The following is a 16,817-nucleotide window of genomic DNA, read 5'->3' as shown; positions in this document are numbered from 1 at the left end:
CCCTCCATCCCTTTGTTCGACCTCCTTCTGCACATGGATCACACGATGATTTCTGCGCTCCCGCGCCGCCGCACCCTGCTCGCCGCCGCCACCGCCACCGCCCTCGCACTGCTCGTATCCGGCTGCGGCGCCGGGGGCGGGGACGCCCACCGCATCAGGGTCGGCGTCTCCGGCGACTCCCCGGAGTGGGACGTCCTGGCGAAGGAGGCCCAGAAGGAGGGCCTGACCGTCGAAACCGTCGTCTTCGACGACTACTCGCTCCCCAACAAGGCGCTCAGCGCCGGCGACATCGAACTGAACGCCTTCCAGCACCTGGTCTTCCTCGCCCAGTCGAACACCGAGAACAAGACCGACATCGCCCCCATCGCGGCGACCACCGTCGTCCCCCTCGGCCTCTACTCCCGCAAGCACAAGCAGCTCGCGGACATCCCCGACCGCTCCGAGATAGCCCTCCCCAACGACCCCGCCAACCAGGGCCGCGCCCTGCGCGTCCTGGAACAGGCCAAGCTGATCGAGCTCCGCAAGGACGCCGGGCTCTTCGCCACCCCCGACGACATCACCGCCGACCCCAAGCACCTCAAGCTCACCCCGGTCAACGCCCAGCAGACCCCGCGCACCCTCCAGGACGCCGACGCCGCCGTCATCAACGACGGCGTGGCCGAACTCGCCGGGATCAAGGCCGACACCGCCCTCTTCAAGGACGACCCCGCCGCCCCGCAGTCCGTCCCGTACCTCAACGTCATCGCCACCCGCGCCGACCGGAAGGACGACCCGGACTTCCAGAAGGTGATCAAGCTCTACGCCTCCCAGGCCGTACAGGACGAGGTCCGCCGCACCAGCAACGGCACCGCCCACCACATCGAGCTGCCCGCCGCCGAACTCCAGGCGGAGGTCGCCCGGATCCAGAAGCAGCTCAAGCGATGACCGCCGCGATCGAACTGCGCCAGGTCGCCAAGGAGTTCCCCGGCGGAGCGCGCGCCGTCGACGGCGTCAGCCTCACCGTCGCCGCGGGCACCGTCTTCGGCGTCGTCGGCCACAGCGGCGCCGGGAAATCCACCCTCCTGCGGCTGGTCAACGGCCTGGAGGAGCCCACCTCCGGCAGCGTCCTGCTGGACGGCCAGGACCTCTCCGCCCTCACCGAACGCCAACTGCGCCCGCTCCGCCGCGACATCGGCATGATCTTCCAGCAGTTCAACCTCTTCCGCTCACGCACCGTTCTCGGCAACGTGCTCTACCCGCTGCGCCTCGCCGGACTCGACCGCACAGCGGCCCGCACCCGCGCCGAGGAGACCCTGGAGTTCGTCGGCCTCGCCGGCCACGGCGCCCGCTACCCCGAACAGCTCTCCGGCGGCCAGCGCCAGCGCGTCGGCATCGCCCGCGCGCTCGCCACCCGCCCCAAGGTCCTCCTCTGCGACGAGGCCACCTCCGCCCTCGACCCGCAGACCACCGAAGAGGTCCTGGCCCTGCTGCGCCGCGTCAACCGCGAACTGGGCGTCACCATCCTGCTCATCACCCACGAGATGGAGGTCGTCCGCACCCTCTGCGACCGCGTCGCCGTCATGGAGAACGGCGCGGTCGTCGAGAGCGGAGAGGTGTACGAGGTCTTCGCGCGGCCCCGGCACGCCACCACCGCCGCCTTCGTCCGCTCCGCCCGGCACAGCGCACCGGACCCCGCCCTCCTGGAACGGCTCCGCGCCCGCCACCCGGGCCGGCTGATCACCCTGCCCGTCGCCGACGGCCGCCCCGGACTCGACGGGCTCTCGAAGCTCCTGCACACGCACGGCGTCGACTTCACCCTCGTACACGGCGGGGTCGGCGAGGTACGGGGACGGCCCCTGGGCAGCGTCACCCTGGAACTGCGCGGCGAGCCCGCGGCCGTCGACGCCGTCGTCGCCGGACTGTCCGCTTCCGAGCGCGTGGAAGCGGGTGCCCGATGAAGGCTGACTGGAACACCTTCTGGCCCAAGGTCCTCGACGCCACCGGCGAGACCGTCTACATGGTGCTCGTCACCCTCGCCCTGTCCACCCTCGGCGGGCTGGCCGTGGGCCTCACCCTGTACGCGACCCGCAAGGGCGGGATCCTGCCCAACCGGGCCGTCCACGCGGTGCTCGGCTCGCTCATCAACATCATCCGGCCCGTCCCCTTCATCATCGCGATCGTGGCGCTCGCCCCCGTCACGCGGGGCGTCGTCGGCACGATGATCGGCACGAACGCGGCGATCTTCCCGATGACGGTCGTCGCGACCTTCGGGATCGCCCGCATCGTCGAGTCCAACCTGCTCTCCGTCGAACCGGGCGTGATCGAGGCAGCCCGCTCCATGGGCGCGAGCCCACTGCGGATCCTGCTCACGGTCCTGATCCCGGAGGCGCTGGGGCCCCTGGTCCTCGGACTGACCTTCATGCTGGTCGCGCTGATCGACTTCTCGGCCGTGGCCGGCACGGTCGGCGGCGGAGGCGTCGGCAACCTGGCGATGACCTACGGCTACCTGCGCTTCGACACCTCGGTGATGGTGGTGACGGTCCTCGTCCTCATCGCGCTCGTCCAGTCGGCGCAATTCCTGGGCAACGCGGTCTCCCGCAAGGTCCTCCGCCGCTGACCCCGTGTGCCTCCGGCCCTACCGGGGGGCCGGAGGCTTGCTCCAGGGCTCGATGCCCGGCGGTTCCTCGTACCCGGCGACCGAGAGCCAAGCCTTCTGCGAGCCGATGTACACCGGCCGGAAGCGGGTGGTCAGGGCGGATCCGGGCCCTGCGGCCAGCTCGGTGAAGACCACGTCCGACAGCACGGCGGCCACGGACGAGCGCCGGCCGTGGTCCATCGCGGCGCGGACGGGCGCGGAGTCCACCAGCCGGGAGGCTGTGATCAGAGCCTGCCCCGCCCATCCGTGCTCGACCTTGACCACCTCCCCGTGATGCAGGGCGAAGCACAGCCGCATCGAGCCCACCACACTGTGCTCGTGCAGCGCGTCCTCCAGCCGCCGCAGCAGCTCGGACACCCGCTCGGATCGCGGTTTCCCGTCCGGGAGCAGCACCACCGACCAGCCGTCCCCGGTGTGCTGTCCCTCCCGGCGGAAACCCGCGTCCCGGTCCAGTACGACGGACAGGACCCAGTCCAGGGCAGTGCGCCATGCGCTCTGGTCCGCCCGGGAAGCGCGGGCCATGCCCACGATCTGGAAGACGAGTACGAGACGGTTCCGCCGGGCTTCCAGGACGCCGCGGCTCGCGTTCACGAGCCGCGCGATGCCGTTGTCCGGCTTGCCCTCCGCGGCACGCGCCCGGCACCACTCCTCGCCCGCCTCCACCGCGCGTACGGACAGCTCGTTGTCCGGAATGCCGCGCCGCAGCAGGGGGCGCAGCACGGAATGGGCCGACGCGCTGTGAGGATGGGACTCCAGCCACTCCAGGGCCGCCCGGCAGGCCCCGTCCGTCTCGTGCGCGTCGAGCTCGGGAAGGGACAGCAGGGCGTGGAGGACAAGGTGCGCCTGCCGTGCCGTGCCGTGCTCCTGCAGCCAGGACAGCGTGAAGCCCACGGCGGGGCGCGCCACCTCGGGGCTGAGGCCGGTGCGGCGCAGCAGGGGACGCAGGACGAACCGCGTGTCATAGACGGCGTCGTGCACCTGTAGCCATTCCAGGGTGAGCTGTTCGACCGACCGCGCCACCGTGGGGTCGAGGTCGTTCCGCTGGAGCAGGGGGCGCAGGACGAACATGGCCTCGCGGTCGGTCCCGGCGTCATGGAGCCAGTCGAGGGCCACCCGCGCGCACCGTGACAGCGCCTCGGACGGCAGGTCGCGGCGGCGCAGCACCGGGCCCAGGACGAACTGGGCCGGCTGGCCGGTCCTGTGGCCTTCCAGCCAGTTCAGGGCGTGGTCCACGACGGTGTCGGCCCGCTCCTTCGGCAGGTCCCGGCGGCGCAGGACGGGGCGCAGGACAAAATGCGCCGTTCGCTCGGCTCCGAACGCGTCGAGCCATTCCGAGGCCATCCGCACGGCCCGTTCCGCGTCCTCCTCGGGCAGCTCTTCCAGGGCCAGCAGAGGACCGAGTACGTACTCGGCGCGCTGGGAGCCGTCGTGCTCCTCCAGCCAGGTCAGCGCCAGCCGGGCCACTTGAGTCGCCTGCTTGGAGGTCATCCCGTTGTGCCCCAGCAGGGCACCGAGGACGAACTCGCGGTCGGTCAGTGTCTCCTCCCTCCGCAGCCAGGCGATGGCCTGGTCCACGGCGGCGCGTACCTCCGCCGGAGGGAGGTCCGCACGCCCGAGCAGCGTCCGCAGGGCTTCGGCCGCCGTGCCGTCGACCAGTCGTCCCGGAGCGACGGGTCCGCCCAGGTTCTGGGTGGGCCGGTCGATGAACACGACCTGGGTGCGGAAGAGGAGGGAACGCACCTGTGCGTGGGCGTCGGTGGCGCCTTCCGGGGGAGGCGTGGCGATCGTCGTCCACGAGTCGGGCCGCAGGCCGATCAGTAGCAGCGCGGGACCGTCCACCGCCGTCCGCAGCCACAGGTCCAGGCCCCCCGCGATCCCCTCGCCGCGCCCCTTCCGGTCGAACAGGTAGGACTCGCCGTGGTCGAGCCAGATCGCCGTCCGCGGGGCGAGCGGGATCCGGGTCAGCATGGCGGTCCGCAGCGCGGCGGTGTTGCGGGGTTCCCACACCTGCCAGTCCTCCGGCAATGTCCGCAGCGCCGCCAGCGCCGACCGCGTCTTGCCGGAACCCGGCGGGCCGACGAGCATGACCGCCGCGCTCTCCCCGCCCACGACCCGGCCCACCGCGTCCCGCAGCTGGGCATCGTGCGGCTGCGCGGTGTAGGAGGCCCGCTCCAGCTTGGCGTACCCCTGGAGGAAGTCGGCGAGCGGCTGCGCCGGCTGCCGTGCCGCGCGTTGCACGACGGCTGCTCGGCGGCTCTCCGCGAGGGCGTGGTGGCGAAGTGCCGCGAACCGGTGCCGCCGGGCCGGGACCGGGCCCGGCTCACCACGGTCCGCCGGGTCCGCCAACCGGGCGAGGTGGTCCGTCAGCCAGGTGTAGGCCCGTTCGTCGGAGGGCACCGCACGTCCGCTGAACCACGCGGACAGCTGGTCGGAACTGACCCGCACCGGAGGCTGCTCCAGGGCGGCCTGATGAGCCAGCGTCACATAGGCCGGGTGCCCGGCCTGTGCCCGCAGCGCCCGCAGCGCGTCGGCCAGCGCGGCACCGCTCCCGCCGGGGGCCGGTCCGTAGCGGGTCTGTACGCGGAGCAGGACGGCCAGGCCCGGCTGCGAGCCCCCGTAGCGCACCATTTTCAGGCAGTCGTCGAGCGTCGCGAGCCCGTCGGGCGTGTCCGCCTCGTCGAAGTGCACATGGAGCGCGAGGGGAACGAAAGGCACCCGGCCCTGGTCGTAGCGGCTGCTCGTCAGCAGCGGATGCCAGGAGAACCGGCGGTGCATGGTCAGCTGGACCGGAACAGCCCCACTCGGCGCGGCCCACAGCAGGTCGTACTCCGTGTCCTCCCGTGCCAGGTCGATCCTGGTCAGCCCGACCCCGGCCGCCGAGGCGAACCCGCAGAGGTCTTCGAGCACATCGGAGGCCGTCACCACGCCCTGCGCCACGCGCCGGTCGTCGAAGGGGGTGTCCGGGCCGGGCCAGCTGCCCAGGGGAGCCGGCAGCCGGGAGTGCGCGTAGTCGATCAGATGGCGCAGCAGCTTCCCGAAGTCCGCGAGCACCTGCCGGTCCATGCCCGGGCTCAGGTCGGTCCGGATCCTGGTCCACGCCCAGTCGGCCAGCCGCCGGGCCTCCCCGCCGTCGGGTCCGCTCGCCTCCCACCCCGACACGGCCGCCGTCCGCCCGAACGGCACCGGATCCGCCGGGACCTCGGACGGCGCCCAGGCGTCGTGCAGCACGGCGGCGATGCCCCGTGGCGCGTGCGGGTGGGCGGCGGCGTGCCGGCCGAGGGCGGCGCGGGTCTGCCAGACGTCGTGCGTGGTCAGGTGGTCGCGCAGGTACGCGCGCGCGGCGGCGTGCAGCACGAGCACCGGATCACCCTCCGGCTCGCGGCGTACGGTGAACAGACCGCTGGTCAGCAGCTCCGCGACATCGGCGTGCTCCGCCTCGGGCACCGCCTCCTCCCGCAGGACGTGCAGCAGGGCCAGGGGCAGTTCGGGCAGGCCCGAGCAGAGGACCGCCAGGCGTACGGCCGGTGCGGGGGCGGTGTGCACGAAGGCTTCGGCCAGCCGCCCGGGATCGCTCCGCCGGGCCGGGGTGTTCGTGCGCAGCCGGCCCGACTCCGGGAGGAGCACCGCGTCGCATCCGGCGGGATCGCCGCGCATGAGGGTCCCCGCCCAGGCGCCCAGGGAGCGGGCCGTGCAGGCGACGACGGGCAGGGGCACCCAGGGCGCGAGGCCCTCCTCCCGCTCGGCGCGGGCCTTGAGCCGCGGCGGGAGGGCGAAGCGGAGCGTGCTGTTCGGGCCGCCGGTGCGCGCGCTGGTGACCCGTACGGCCGGGTGGTCCAGGGCGGAGCGGCGCCACAGCCGCGACGGCAGCGGGTCCAGCAGGGCCACGGGCCCGCGCCTGCCCCAGTCGCGCAGCAGCAGCCAGGGCTCCGGCTCGTGCCAGCCGCGGGCGGCGCAGTCGGACACCACCAGGATCAGGCGCCGGGTGCCGGCGCCGCTGCCGTAGTGCGGGACGCGCGCGCCGGGGACCTCGCGCCCCTGGTGGTCCTGTACGCGCGGCCGGTCCGCCGCCCAGCTCAGCCGCCAGGTGTGGACGGCGCGGAAGCCGCCGAGACGGGTGAGGAGGCGGGTCACCGCGCGCGTGGTCTCCTCCCACACGCTCATGGACAGCGAGGAGTCCACCAGGACGACCACCTCGAACCACGGCTCGGGCGCGGGGCCGAACAGCGGTACGAGCGGACCGCCGCGCGCGTAGTGCTCCACGGTGGCCTCGATGTCGAGGCGTTCCCGCGCGCCGCGCCGCCACGGCCGGTGGAACGGCTGGACCGCCCGGCCGACCGCGAGGGCGTCCGGCAGCGCGCTGCCCCGGCCCAGCGACACGGCCACCCCGCGGACGGCCGTGCCCGTACCGGCACGGCGTACGGACAGCTCCACGCCCGGCCCGGCCGTGCGGGCGTCCGTCCCGCCCGGCGGGAACTCCTCGGCGGACCCCTCGGCCGGTTCGGGTTCCGCGCCGGTGTCCCACGGCCCCTCGGCGGACGGCGGCGGGGCGGGCGGTGCGCTCGCGCCGACCGTGCCGGAGGCGGCCAGCCACAGGGCGTCGGCCACGGCACGGGCGTCGGTCCCCGGAGGCAGCGGCGCCTCGCTCAGGACCCGCAGGAGACGGGCGAGGGCGTCAGGCACGGGAGAGTTCGCGCAGGATCAGCTCGCGCAGCTCCTCGGACTGCTTCCCCTGCGGCGCCTGTTCGCCGGTCAGCAGGGCCACCGCGTTGAGCAGCTGGTCGATGGCCAGGTGCTCCCCGCCCAGGACCCGTTCGGCGAACGCGTCCACCAGCGCCGCCCCGCCCTCCGGCACCGCCTCGAAATGGGCCTGGACGATGCCGTGCAGGAGCCCGGCGGTCAGTGTGGGCATGGCATAGCGGATGCACCGCCGCAGGAAGGCCGGGGAGAACTCGCGTTCGCCGTTGCTGGTGAGGACGATGAACGGGAACTGCGTGCACCGCACGCGGCCCTGCTCGACGGGGTGCTCCGCCGTACTGTCCCACTGGCGCACGGAGACGCGGGCCCGGCGGTAGCGGACGAGCTCGGGGATCTCGAACTCACCGCGCTCCAGGACCTCCAGGAGGTCGCCGGGCAGGTCGAGATCGCTCTTGTCGATCTCGTCGATGAGCAGCGCGCGCGGGCGTTCGGCGGGCAGCAGCGCCGTGCCCAGCGGCCCGAGCTGCAGGAAGGGCGCGATGTCGTCCCGGCCGCGTCCCCGCCCGCCCGCGCGGCGGCCCGCCGGCCCCGGCGCGGTGGCGGCGCGCAGGCTCTGGGCGTGGATGCGCCCGAGGGCGTCGTAGCGGTACAGGGCTTCGGTGAGCGAGCTGCGGGAGGTGATGTGCCAGCGCAGCACCGGCCCGAGGTCCAGCTCGTGCGCCACCTGCTCCACCACGGTGGACTTGCCCGAACCGGCGGGCCCGCTGACCAGGAGCGGACGGCGCAGGTGCAGGGCGGTGTTGACCGCGTCGACGAGGCCGGGCGGCGGCTGGTACTGGCGGTGCTGCGGCGTCCGCGGGAACGTCCGCCACGGCGGCGGGTCGGCGAGCGGGGTCCGCCGCTGCTCGCCGTCACCGCGGTAGTAGGGGTTCCAGGTCACCATTCCTCCTCAGGGGCGGCCACGACGCGTTCTTCGAAAGGGCGGCAGAACTCCAGCCATGCCTCGTCGTGCCAGACGGCCCGGACATCACCCAGGCAGTCCGCGCACTCGCCGTGGACCACGTCCCAGCGCTTGCGGTAGGCGGCCGGCAGTACGGCCGGGAGACCGTGCCAGTGCTGCTGCACCAGGGCCCGCAGCCGCCCGTGGCCCATCCGGGCGCCCGGCCGCGGCCACAGGATGATCGGGGCGTAGGGCAGGAGCTGTTCGAGCACGTCCTGCAAGGTGTCGGGGTGGTGGTCGAGGCCGACGGCGGTGTCGTACCGCCCGGTCGTCAGGGCCCGTTCCAGCTCCTCGGGGTCCGCCAGGACGGAGGCGCCGATCCACTCCACGGGCACGGTGGCGCAGCCGCCCATCCCGCGCAGCGCCCGGCGGGCGGCGTCGTTCATCTCGGCGGCCAGCTCGGCGTTCTCGGCGGTGGGCGCCAGCCGGCCGCTCCACCGGACGACGATGTCATGGTTGACCCCGAGCAGCCGCAGGCCGACCTTCGCCTCCTCGGGCTGCCAGCGCGCCAGCAGATGGGCGGGCGCGGCCACATCGACGTTCACCAGCGGCGCGGAGCCGGACAGCAGGCCGCGCGCCCAGCGCAGGGCCGCGCCGATGGTCTCGGCGGTGCCCAGGCGGTCGGCGGACCGGCAGGGGAAGCGCCGGTGCACCGGCAGCCGCTCACCCGTGCCGACCAGCCAGGCGTCCACCTCCTCGGGCCAGTCCGTCAGCGCGCCGGCCAGGCTCAGCACCAGCCGCAGGCCGTCCTGCCGGTCCTTGCGGTCGAACGCGGCCAGGGCGTCGTTGAACTCGGTGACCGCCTTGAGGTCCGTGGCCCACGCCCGCAGCCGGGGCATCGCCTCCTCCGCACCGGACTGCCGGGCGAGCGCGGCCACGAGCCGTACGAGCCCCTGCCAGGCGGGACCGGTGGCCCCGGCCGCCCGCAGGGCCGCGTACTCGACCAGGTCGCGCAGGAGCTCGGGCCCCTCCGCCGCGGGGGGCAGGCCGGCCAGCCGGCGGGCCTCGCGCAGCAGATCGCTGGTCAGGACCTCGGCGAGGGCTTCGTTGAGGAGCGTGACGGTGTCCGAGCAGACGAGGAGCGTGCCCACCACCTCCACCACCCGCGCCCGCCAGCGGGGGTCGGCCTCGTCGTCCACCTCGCCCTCCCGCGCGAAGGCGTACAGGGAGTCCAGCTCGGCGCGCGTCAGCGGCAGCGGCAGACGGGTGTCCGCCCGCCACAAGGACACGGCCTGCTGGAGGTCGCCCAGCCCGAGCGGACCCACCGCCCCGGACGCCCCGGCCGCTCCGCGCCGGGCGTTGCGGGCCAGCCACAGCCCCTCCGCCGCGAAGGGGTCGTTCTGGAAGGCGAACCCGCCCACGGCCTGGCCGACGGTGTGCGGGCGCAGCGCGCCCAGCAGCCGTTCGTCCGCGTACAGCACGGCGCCCGCCCCGGGCACCCCCGACCGCAGGACATGGGCGAGCCCGCGGCTGAGCTTCATCCCGCGGGCCGGCTGGTCGGAGGCCGCGGCGGTGACCACGGACAGCCGGAGCCGGCCGGCCCGCAGCCCGCCCGCGATCCTGCCCGTGTCCGGCAGCCCGGCGCCCGCGTAGCAGGTGTCGATCAGCGCGATCACCCCCTCGACGCCCGGCTCGTCGACCGCCTCGCTCAGCAGCTGGCCCACGTTCAGCGCGGACAGTGTGCTGCCGGTCGTCGATTCGGCGGTCATGTAATAAAGGCCCTGCTGCGCGGGCGTGGTGAAGCCGTGCCCGAGCAGCGCCAGGACCAGGACGGCCTTGTCCTCACGCGCCCGCCGCATCGCCTCGTGCACGGCCGCGCGCACCGCGCCGGGCGTGAGCGCGGGGCTGATCAGCAGCGAGGGATGCGCACCGGTCCGGGCCGCGCACGCCCCGAGGTCGGGGTGCGTGAGTACGGAGTGCAGCCCGCGGGCCGCGGACTCCAGCCGGGGCAGCCTCGGCATGGACGCGCACTGCGCACCCACCACCAGGACGTGCCGGTGCCGCCCCTCGGTCACTTCTTGAGCGCTTCGACCAGCGCACCGGCCACCGCCGGCTGCCGCAGGTACTTCGTCGCCGTGTGCACCCACAGGCCGTCGGAGTCCACCCGCGCCGTCACCGGCAGGACACCGGAGGTATTGGCTCCCATCCACTTCTCCACCCGGGGCCGGCCCACCACGATGTCGTCCCGGTCCCAGAAGTTCAGCCACCGCTCCACCGGCTCCGGCGTGCGCGGAGGCTGCGGCTCCAGCCGGTGCAGCACGGCCGCCGCGGTGGCCAGCGGCGAGCCCAGCGTCATCAGCAGCGGTACGCGTCCCTCGTAGCCGCGCAGGGCCTCGAACGCGACGACGGTGCCCAGCGAATGGCTCACCACGATCAGCGGCCGCTCGGGGTCCGTCCCGCGCAGGACGCGTTCGCGGATCCGCCGGTCCAGGGTGCGGCCCGAGGCGTCGGCCTCCCGCCGGCGGAGGTAGCGGCCGACCTGCGCCAGGTGCCACAGCAGGGGCGTACCACTGGCCCACTGGCTGGAACCGCGCAGTCCGGGCAGTTGCAGGAGGCTGGTCAGGACCGCCCCCAGCATCCGGAACGGCTCGCCGAAGCCCTGCTCCACGTCCTCGTCGTCGCCCTGCTCCCCGTCCTCGCCCTTGCCGGGCAGCTGGGCGCGGGCGTCCTCGACCACGGCCTGTGCCCGCAGGTCGCCGCGCTCGCGGGCCTGCCGGCCGAGCTCGTCGAGCATGGAGCCGACGAAGGCCGTCATGAAGGCCGTGTCCTCGCGGTCCTCCGGTGACGGGCCGCCCTCGCCGCCCTGGGCCTCGGGGTCGGTGAACAGGTCGCTGTAGTCCGCGAAGCGGGTGTCGGCCAGCCAGCCCTGGGTGAGCCCGGAGACCACGTCGGCGTGCCCGGCCCGGCGGGCTCCCTCGGCCAGGGCGTCGAGCCAGTCGCGGCGCTCCCGCGCGCTGTCGCGGAGCCCTCCGATGCCGTGGACGAAAACCAGTTGAACAGCGCCCGACCCGCCCACCCACGCCCCCTGCCGCCCGTACGTCGATCCGGGGCCACCCTAGGACACAACCGCCGTGCTCAGTACGGTAATCGGTGAATGTGCACCGGACCGGGGGACGGCGGACGAGCCGGTGGACGGGCCGGTGGACGGCACGGTGGGCGGGACGGTGGGCGGGACGGTGGGCGGGGGTCAGCCGGTGGCCGAGGCGCGCAGCAGGGCGTGGTCCGAGACGGCCGGGTCGCGGGGGAGGGCGTCCGCGTCCGGTGCCCGGAAGTGGGTGGCGTCGAGGAAGACGTAGTCGAGCTTCTTCGGGCCGAAGGTGGCCTCGCCCGACCGGCACGCGGTGCTGAGGGCGGGCGGGCACACCGCCGGGTCGAAGTACCGCCGGTCGGTCTCGTCCGCCTCGGTGAAGGAGCCGGAGGCGCCCTCCCCGCGCGCGGCCAGGTAGAAGCGGGAGAGGGTCGCGCTGCGGGGGGAGTGGTTGAAGTCCCCGCCGAGGACGACGGCGTAGCCCTCCGCGAGCCAGCGCCGGGCCTGGGCCGCCAGCCGGTCGGCCTCGGGGGCGGCCAGGGTGCCGTCGTCCCAGTACAGGTGGACCGAGCAGGACCAGGTGGGCCGGTCGGCGAGGGAGTTCAGGGCGCACGGCACCGTGATGGGCTCGCGCTCGCCGCCCACCGTCAGGTCCAGTTCCGCCGTGCCGGAGAGCGGCCCGCGGACGATGACGGCGTTGCCGTAGGCGTGGCCCTCGCAGATGGCGGGATTCCCCGCGGGGAGGGTGGCCGAGTGGAAGCCCTCGTAGCCTAAAGGGCCGATCCGGGCGAGGAGTTCGTCGTACTGGTGTGCGCAGACCTCCTGGAGGAAGAGCTGATCGGCGCCCCAGCCGCCCGCGGGTTCGGCCTCGGCGGCCACGGCCCCGATCCGGCGGGCCGGATCGTAGGGCGGGGCGGAGCACATGTTGCCGCAGATGTTGTAGCTGGTCAGGCGGACGGTCCCGGCGGCCGCGGCGGCGGCGAGGGCCGGCGCGGCGGGGGCCAGCGAGGCGGTGGCGGCGGCGAGCAGGGCCAGCAGGAGGAGAAGGGCCAGGGCGGCGGGGGTCACGGGGATCACGGGGGTTCGGCGCACACCCGTGATCTTTTCCCCGCCTTTCCGTCCTCCTCACCTCGTTCAGGGGGTGGTGACCCCCTGGGTGACCGTCCCGGTGGTGACGGCCAGCCAGATCTGGATCTCGTGGTCCCCGTCCCCGACGAGCTCGAAGAGCTGGAGCACGAGACGGCGGCCGTCGACCTCCCAGTCGGCGGACCATTCGCCGTCGCCGCCGCGCAGCAGGGTGGCGCTGTCGGCGAGCGGCGGCCTCCCGAGGTGCGAGCTCAGGCGGTCGACGCAGGTGTCGAGGATCTCCGCGAAGCACTGCTGCGTCCGCTCCTGGAGGAAGGGGTACTCGGTGAGCCATTCGGCGGCGAGCCAGGTGCTGGCAATAGTCAGGATCGCGCCCTCGTGGGTGCGCTCCAGGTCGTAGTCGTCGAGCGCGGAGAGGTCGTAGGGGTCCTCGTCGCGGTCGCAGATGAGGGAGGTGGGGCGGAAGGTGCGGGCGGGGAGGTCGAGCAGGGCGCGCACGGCCGCGCCGATATCGCCCTCCGCTGTCTCCGGGTGGTCGATGTGGGTGCGGGCGTCGGCGCTCAGGAAGAGCGGGTTCCGCTCGAAGGTGCCGGGCGCGGTGCTGTCCTCCCAGAGCGTGCGGCCGGCCGCGTCGAGCAGGGCCACCGTGCTGCCGTCGGCGGACGCGGTGCGGATCCGGCACAGGTCCCGGCCCTCGCGGTCCACGTGGACGATGTCCCCCTCGGTGGTGAGGAAGGGGGCGAGCCCGTGCCCGCCGTCGAAGCCGGTGATCCAGCTGTCGGTGTCGGTGAGGGGCTCGGCGTGCGGGGTGGGGGTGAAGGAGCCGTCCGTCCGCAGCACGCCCCAGGCCGTCTGCCCGGCGGGGAGGGCCACCGCGGCGCCGCCCCGGTCGAAGCGGTCGGTCCATGCGTAGACGGGCTCGATCGCCGGGGCGCCGGTGGCGTCCAGGTAGCCGCGGGTGAATTCGTTCCCGACCTTCAACAGGCCGCAGGACAGCGCGTCGTCCATCTCCCCGTCGCGGCGCAGGACCAGCGTGCCGCGGGTGTCGACGAAGCCCGCGAAGGAGTCCCCGGGCCCGCCGCCGATCACGTACGCCAGGCCGTTCTCGTCGAAGGCGTTGCACAGGGTGAAGGAGGGCGGGAGGATCCACTCGCCCTCGGTGTCGATCAGCCCCCACAGCCCGCCGAGGCACACGGGCGCGGTCCCGGTCGCCGTGAAGGGGCGGGCCCCCTCGAAGCGGGGGGCGATGACCGTACGGCCCTCCCGGCCCACATAGCCGCAGCGGCCGTCCGGCAGCATCACACCGCCGAGCCCGTTCGGCCCGAAGCGCCCCGCCTGCCGGTACGTTCCGCCGATCACCACGGCTCCGGTGGGATCGGCGTACCCGACGCCCTCCGGGGTGCGGACGGCGGCCAGCCCGTACGAGAAGGGGCCCGCCTCGGTGAAACGGGCCGGGCCCACCGGCGTACCGGCCGTGTCGGCGTACCCCCACGCGCCGTCCGCGAGGAAGCGGGACAGGCCCGCGCCGTCGAAGTCGGTGGCGTGCTCCAGGGCCGGTTCGGCCAGCCAGTGCCCCCGCCCGTCCAGGTAGCCCCAGCGTCCGGAGAGGTCCGCGGCGGGGGCCACCAGGCCGCCCCGCCCGTCGGCCCGGAACCGTCCGACGGCGCTCAGGTCCGGCGGGCGGACCAGCCCGGCCGCGGGGTCGACCAGCGCGAAGCGCCGGCCGAAGGGCGCGCCGCCCTCGACGGGGACGGCGCGGGGGACGGGCGGGGTACTGCGGGACACGGTGCCGACTCTCCTTCGGGGCCCGCCGTACGGGAGCACGCGCGCCCTGAGCGGCGCGGCGCGGGGCCGGTGGCCAGCGTAGGCGGCACCGCCGACAGGACCCGGAGGGGAGGGAGTACGAACGGGGGTGCGCCGGAGGGCGTCAGCCCTGGCAGATGCCCCGCGCGTGGTCGAAGGTGGCGGTGGCCTGCGAGTAGCGCCACTGCGGGGCCAGCAGGGAGGCGTTCAGCTGACCGGCGGCCGCCGGGCTCTCCACGATGTAGCCGAAGTCCTGGAGCCAGGAGGGGTACAGGTTCTTCGAGCCGATGTAGAAGGCGGAGTCGTCCACGGAGACCAGCTTGTGGTGCTGGGCGTACGGGTGGCCGTCGGCCCAGGTCGGGCGGTCCGAGCTGCGGAAGCTGGCCAGCTGGAGGTTCGAGCACATCGCGGTACGCGTCTTCGCCGCGTCGCCGGTCAGCGCGGTCAGCCGGCCGCGCAGTACGTCGCTGATCTCGTTCAGCGACTTGATCTGCGAGTAGCCGCCGCTGCCCACCGTGCCGCGGTTGGCCGGGTCGCTGACGACGATGCGCACCTTGACACCGCTCGCGAGCTTGGCGGCGAGGGTGTCGTAGAGGCGGATGTCGTAGCGGGGCAGCGGCGGGCAGGTGGCGTTCATGTCCTGCTGCGAGATCTCGATGTGCCGGGTGGCGGAGCCGACGAGCGAGCGCAGGGCGCTCTCCTCGGGGTTGACGGTGTCGTAGTCGCGGTCGGCGTTGGTGTTGTCGTGCACGCCCACCAGGCACTTGGTGTCGGGCGCGGTCGGCAGCACGGGGGAGAAGCGGGACGCGGGATCGCGGCCCTTGATGCCGACGCCGAGACCGCCGACCGCGATCACCGGTACTCCGCCGCCCTGTCCGGCGGCGACCGGCGCGGCGGTGTCGCGCGGCAGGGTGGACATGCAGCCCGCGTCGCCCGTCGAGGCGAACCACACGCTGGTCCAGGCCGACTTGTTGCGGCAGGTCCAGTCCCACAGCGTGTCCAGATAGGCCCCTGCCGAGCCCGCCGCCGGGCCGGTCAGGGCCAGGTCCACGTCCGAGACGGGGTGGGCGGTGTCGAGGTAGTCGCCCTTCCAGCTGTTGATGCCGCCGGTGATCGCGGAGGTGCCGTCGACGACGAGCAGCTTGGAGTGGTTCCAGGAGAAGGCCGTCTTCGAGGTGGTCATCGAGGCCACGTTGAGCGTGATGTTCCGCGCGGAGGGACCGAGCTTCGCGACGAGTTCGTCGCGGTACTTGGAGGGCACGACCGTGGAGTGGTAGATCGGCGCCGCGCCGACCATGATCCGTACGTCGAGCCGGTTCCCGGCGTCCGCCGAGCGCTTGAGGCCCGCGACGATCGCGTCCTGGAAGGCGCCTTCGGGGAAGGGGGCGAGCGTGGAGATGTCCACACTGCGCCGGGCCGCCGCGATGTTCTCGGTGGTCTTCTCCAGCAGCCGGCGGGTGCCGGGGCGGTCGGCGCAGGTGGCGTCGCCCCAGCAGCCGGGGGTCTGGAGCAGCCAGTCGGAGCCGCCGGGGGCGGACGCGTCCAGGCGGTTGCCGGCGGTGCGCTCCCAGACGCTGCCTTCGAGACCGGGGGACACCTGACGCAGGGTCTGTTCGACGGTGTCGAGGTACGGGGTCCCGCCGTCGGCGGGGGCGGCGAACGCACCGGAGGCGGGCAGCAGGCTGAGGGCGAGAGCGAGGGCGGGTACTGCCGCGTGGCGCGGACGTATCACGGTGTTTCCTTCGTGCAGCGCAGGTGAACTGCGGGTGAAGCAAGATCGACTTGCGGAAGTTACCAGTCCGTACGAAGGGTCCGGCGCCACGGCGAACAGATCCGGCCAGGCCGTCTCCCGCTCCGTCACGGGGTCGGAATCCGGCCTCTGAGCTGCGGCGATGCCCTGGAGAGATGCGGGCCGGAGGGGCTCGGCGCAGAATCGGGTCTTGGGGCTCCGGCGGCGGCGCGCTCGCGTCCGCCGCTTCCAGCCAACGAAAAGAGGTACCCCATGGGACACGGATCTGGCCGAACGCGACGCCGGTGCGTCCTCGCCTGCGCGTCCTCCCTGCTGGTACTGGCCGGCACCGCCGGTGCGACGACGGCCGTAGCCGCCGCGGCGCCGACCGCGAACTCCGGGGCACACGCCGTGCTTCCGATGCAGAACGACCCGGGCAAGGTCCTGGAACTGGTGAACCAGGCGCGTGCGCAAGCGGGTTGCGCGCCGCTCACCGTGGACCCGGCCCTCACCAAGGCAGCGCAGGAATACGCGGCCGACTCGACCACCAACCACGTGGGCTCGGACGGGTCCAGCATCCAGGACCGGATCAAGAAGGCCGGCGCGACCGGCTTCACCACCGGATCCGAGAACATAGCCTGGGGCTCCGGTGACGAGAAGGCACACGTCGACGGATGGCTGAAGAGCCCGTCGCACGCCGGTGCCATCAAGAACTGCAACTTCAAGAAGACCGGCGTCGCCGTCTCCGGCGACCGGATCGTCCAGGTCTTCACGGACTGACCGGCAGCCGGTATCCACCCGCATCACCCCCCCCGGCTTCCCGCGCGCCCGCGCGGGAAGC

General features: G+C 73.8%; 11 protein-coding genes. 4 read left to right on the top strand and 7 right to left on the bottom strand.

Features of this window, described 5'->3' with window-relative positions; genetic code table 11:
• The first annotated feature begins 45 nt into the window (after nt 1-45).
• The 3 genes from ABZ873_RS14535 to ABZ873_RS14525 are packed head-to-tail and all read left to right on the top strand — an operon-like array spanning nt 46 to nt 2,596.
• Nucleotides 46-924, top strand: a complete 879-nt coding sequence (locus tag ABZ873_RS14535) for a MetQ/NlpA family ABC transporter substrate-binding protein (RefSeq protein ID WP_360870462.1) — start codon at nt 46-48, stop codon at nt 922-924.
• On the top strand, nt 921-1,937 hold the full coding sequence (locus ABZ873_RS14530; RefSeq protein WP_360870459.1) for an ATP-binding cassette domain-containing protein: 1,017 nt from the start codon (nt 921-923) through the stop codon (nt 1,935-1,937). The genes ABZ873_RS14535 and ABZ873_RS14530 overlap by 4 nt, the downstream gene beginning before the upstream one ends.
• Nucleotides 1,934-2,596, top strand: coding sequence for a methionine ABC transporter permease (locus ABZ873_RS14525; protein WP_360870456.1), 663 nt, complete (start codon nt 1,934-1,936; stop codon nt 2,594-2,596). The genes ABZ873_RS14530 and ABZ873_RS14525 overlap by 4 nt, the downstream gene beginning before the upstream one ends.
• A gap of 18 nt (nt 2,597-2,614) precedes the next feature.
• Here the strand turns inward: ABZ873_RS14525 and ABZ873_RS14520 are convergent, their stop codons facing one another.
• The 7 genes from ABZ873_RS14520 to ABZ873_RS14490 form a co-directional block, all read right to left on the bottom strand.
• Nucleotides 2,615-7,315, bottom strand: a complete 4,701-nt coding sequence (locus tag ABZ873_RS14520; protein WP_360870453.1) for an SAV_2336 N-terminal domain-related protein — start codon at nt 7,313-7,315, stop codon at nt 2,615-2,617.
• On the bottom strand, nt 7,308-8,270 hold the full coding sequence (locus ABZ873_RS14515) for a MoxR family ATPase (RefSeq protein WP_360870663.1): 963 nt from the start codon (nt 8,268-8,270) through the stop codon (nt 7,308-7,310). Before ABZ873_RS14515 ends, ABZ873_RS14520 begins: the two co-directional genes overlap by 8 nt.
• Nucleotides 8,267-10,345 (bottom strand): hypothetical protein, encoded by a 2,079-nt coding sequence (locus ABZ873_RS14510; protein ID WP_360870450.1) that lies wholly within the window; start codon nt 10,343-10,345, stop codon nt 8,267-8,269. Before ABZ873_RS14510 ends, ABZ873_RS14515 begins: the two co-directional genes overlap by 4 nt.
• Nucleotides 10,342-11,346 carry a hypothetical protein gene (locus tag ABZ873_RS14505; RefSeq protein WP_360870448.1) on the bottom strand — a complete coding sequence of 335 codons (1,005 nt, stop codon included), beginning with the start codon at nt 11,344-11,346 and terminating at the stop codon, nt 10,342-10,344. Before ABZ873_RS14505 ends, ABZ873_RS14510 begins: the two co-directional genes overlap by 4 nt.
• Nucleotides 11,347-11,517: 171 nt before the next feature.
• Entirely contained in the window at nt 11,518-12,450 is a 933-nt protein-coding gene (locus tag ABZ873_RS14500; protein ID WP_360870445.1) for an endonuclease/exonuclease/phosphatase family protein, read from the bottom strand.
• A gap of 42 nt (nt 12,451-12,492) precedes the next feature.
• Nucleotides 12,493-14,229: a WG repeat-containing protein gene (locus tag ABZ873_RS14495; RefSeq protein ID WP_360870442.1), complete on the bottom strand. Its 1,737-nt coding sequence runs from the start codon at nt 14,227-14,229 to the stop codon at nt 12,493-12,495.
• 142 nt (nt 14,230-14,371) lie between these two features.
• Complete coding sequence (locus ABZ873_RS14490; RefSeq protein WP_360870439.1) at nt 14,372-15,979, bottom strand: phospholipase; 1,608 nt, start codon at nt 15,977-15,979, stop codon at nt 14,372-14,374.
• 270 nt (nt 15,980-16,249) lie between these two features.
• Here ABZ873_RS14490 and ABZ873_RS14485 point away from each other — a divergent pair, with 270 nt between their 5' ends.
• On the top strand, nt 16,250-16,756 hold the full coding sequence (locus ABZ873_RS14485) for a CAP domain-containing protein (protein ID WP_360870436.1): 507 nt from the start codon (nt 16,250-16,252) through the stop codon (nt 16,754-16,756).
• Nucleotides 16,757-16,817 lie beyond the last annotated feature (61 nt).

The sequence above is a fragment of the Streptomyces sp. NPDC047014 genome, assembly GCF_040644195.1.
Taxonomy (GTDB): domain Bacteria; phylum Actinomycetota; class Actinomycetes; order Streptomycetales; family Streptomycetaceae; genus Streptomyces.
Note: the sequence above shows the minus strand (reverse complement) of the source record. Positions and strands in the feature narration are given on the sequence as shown.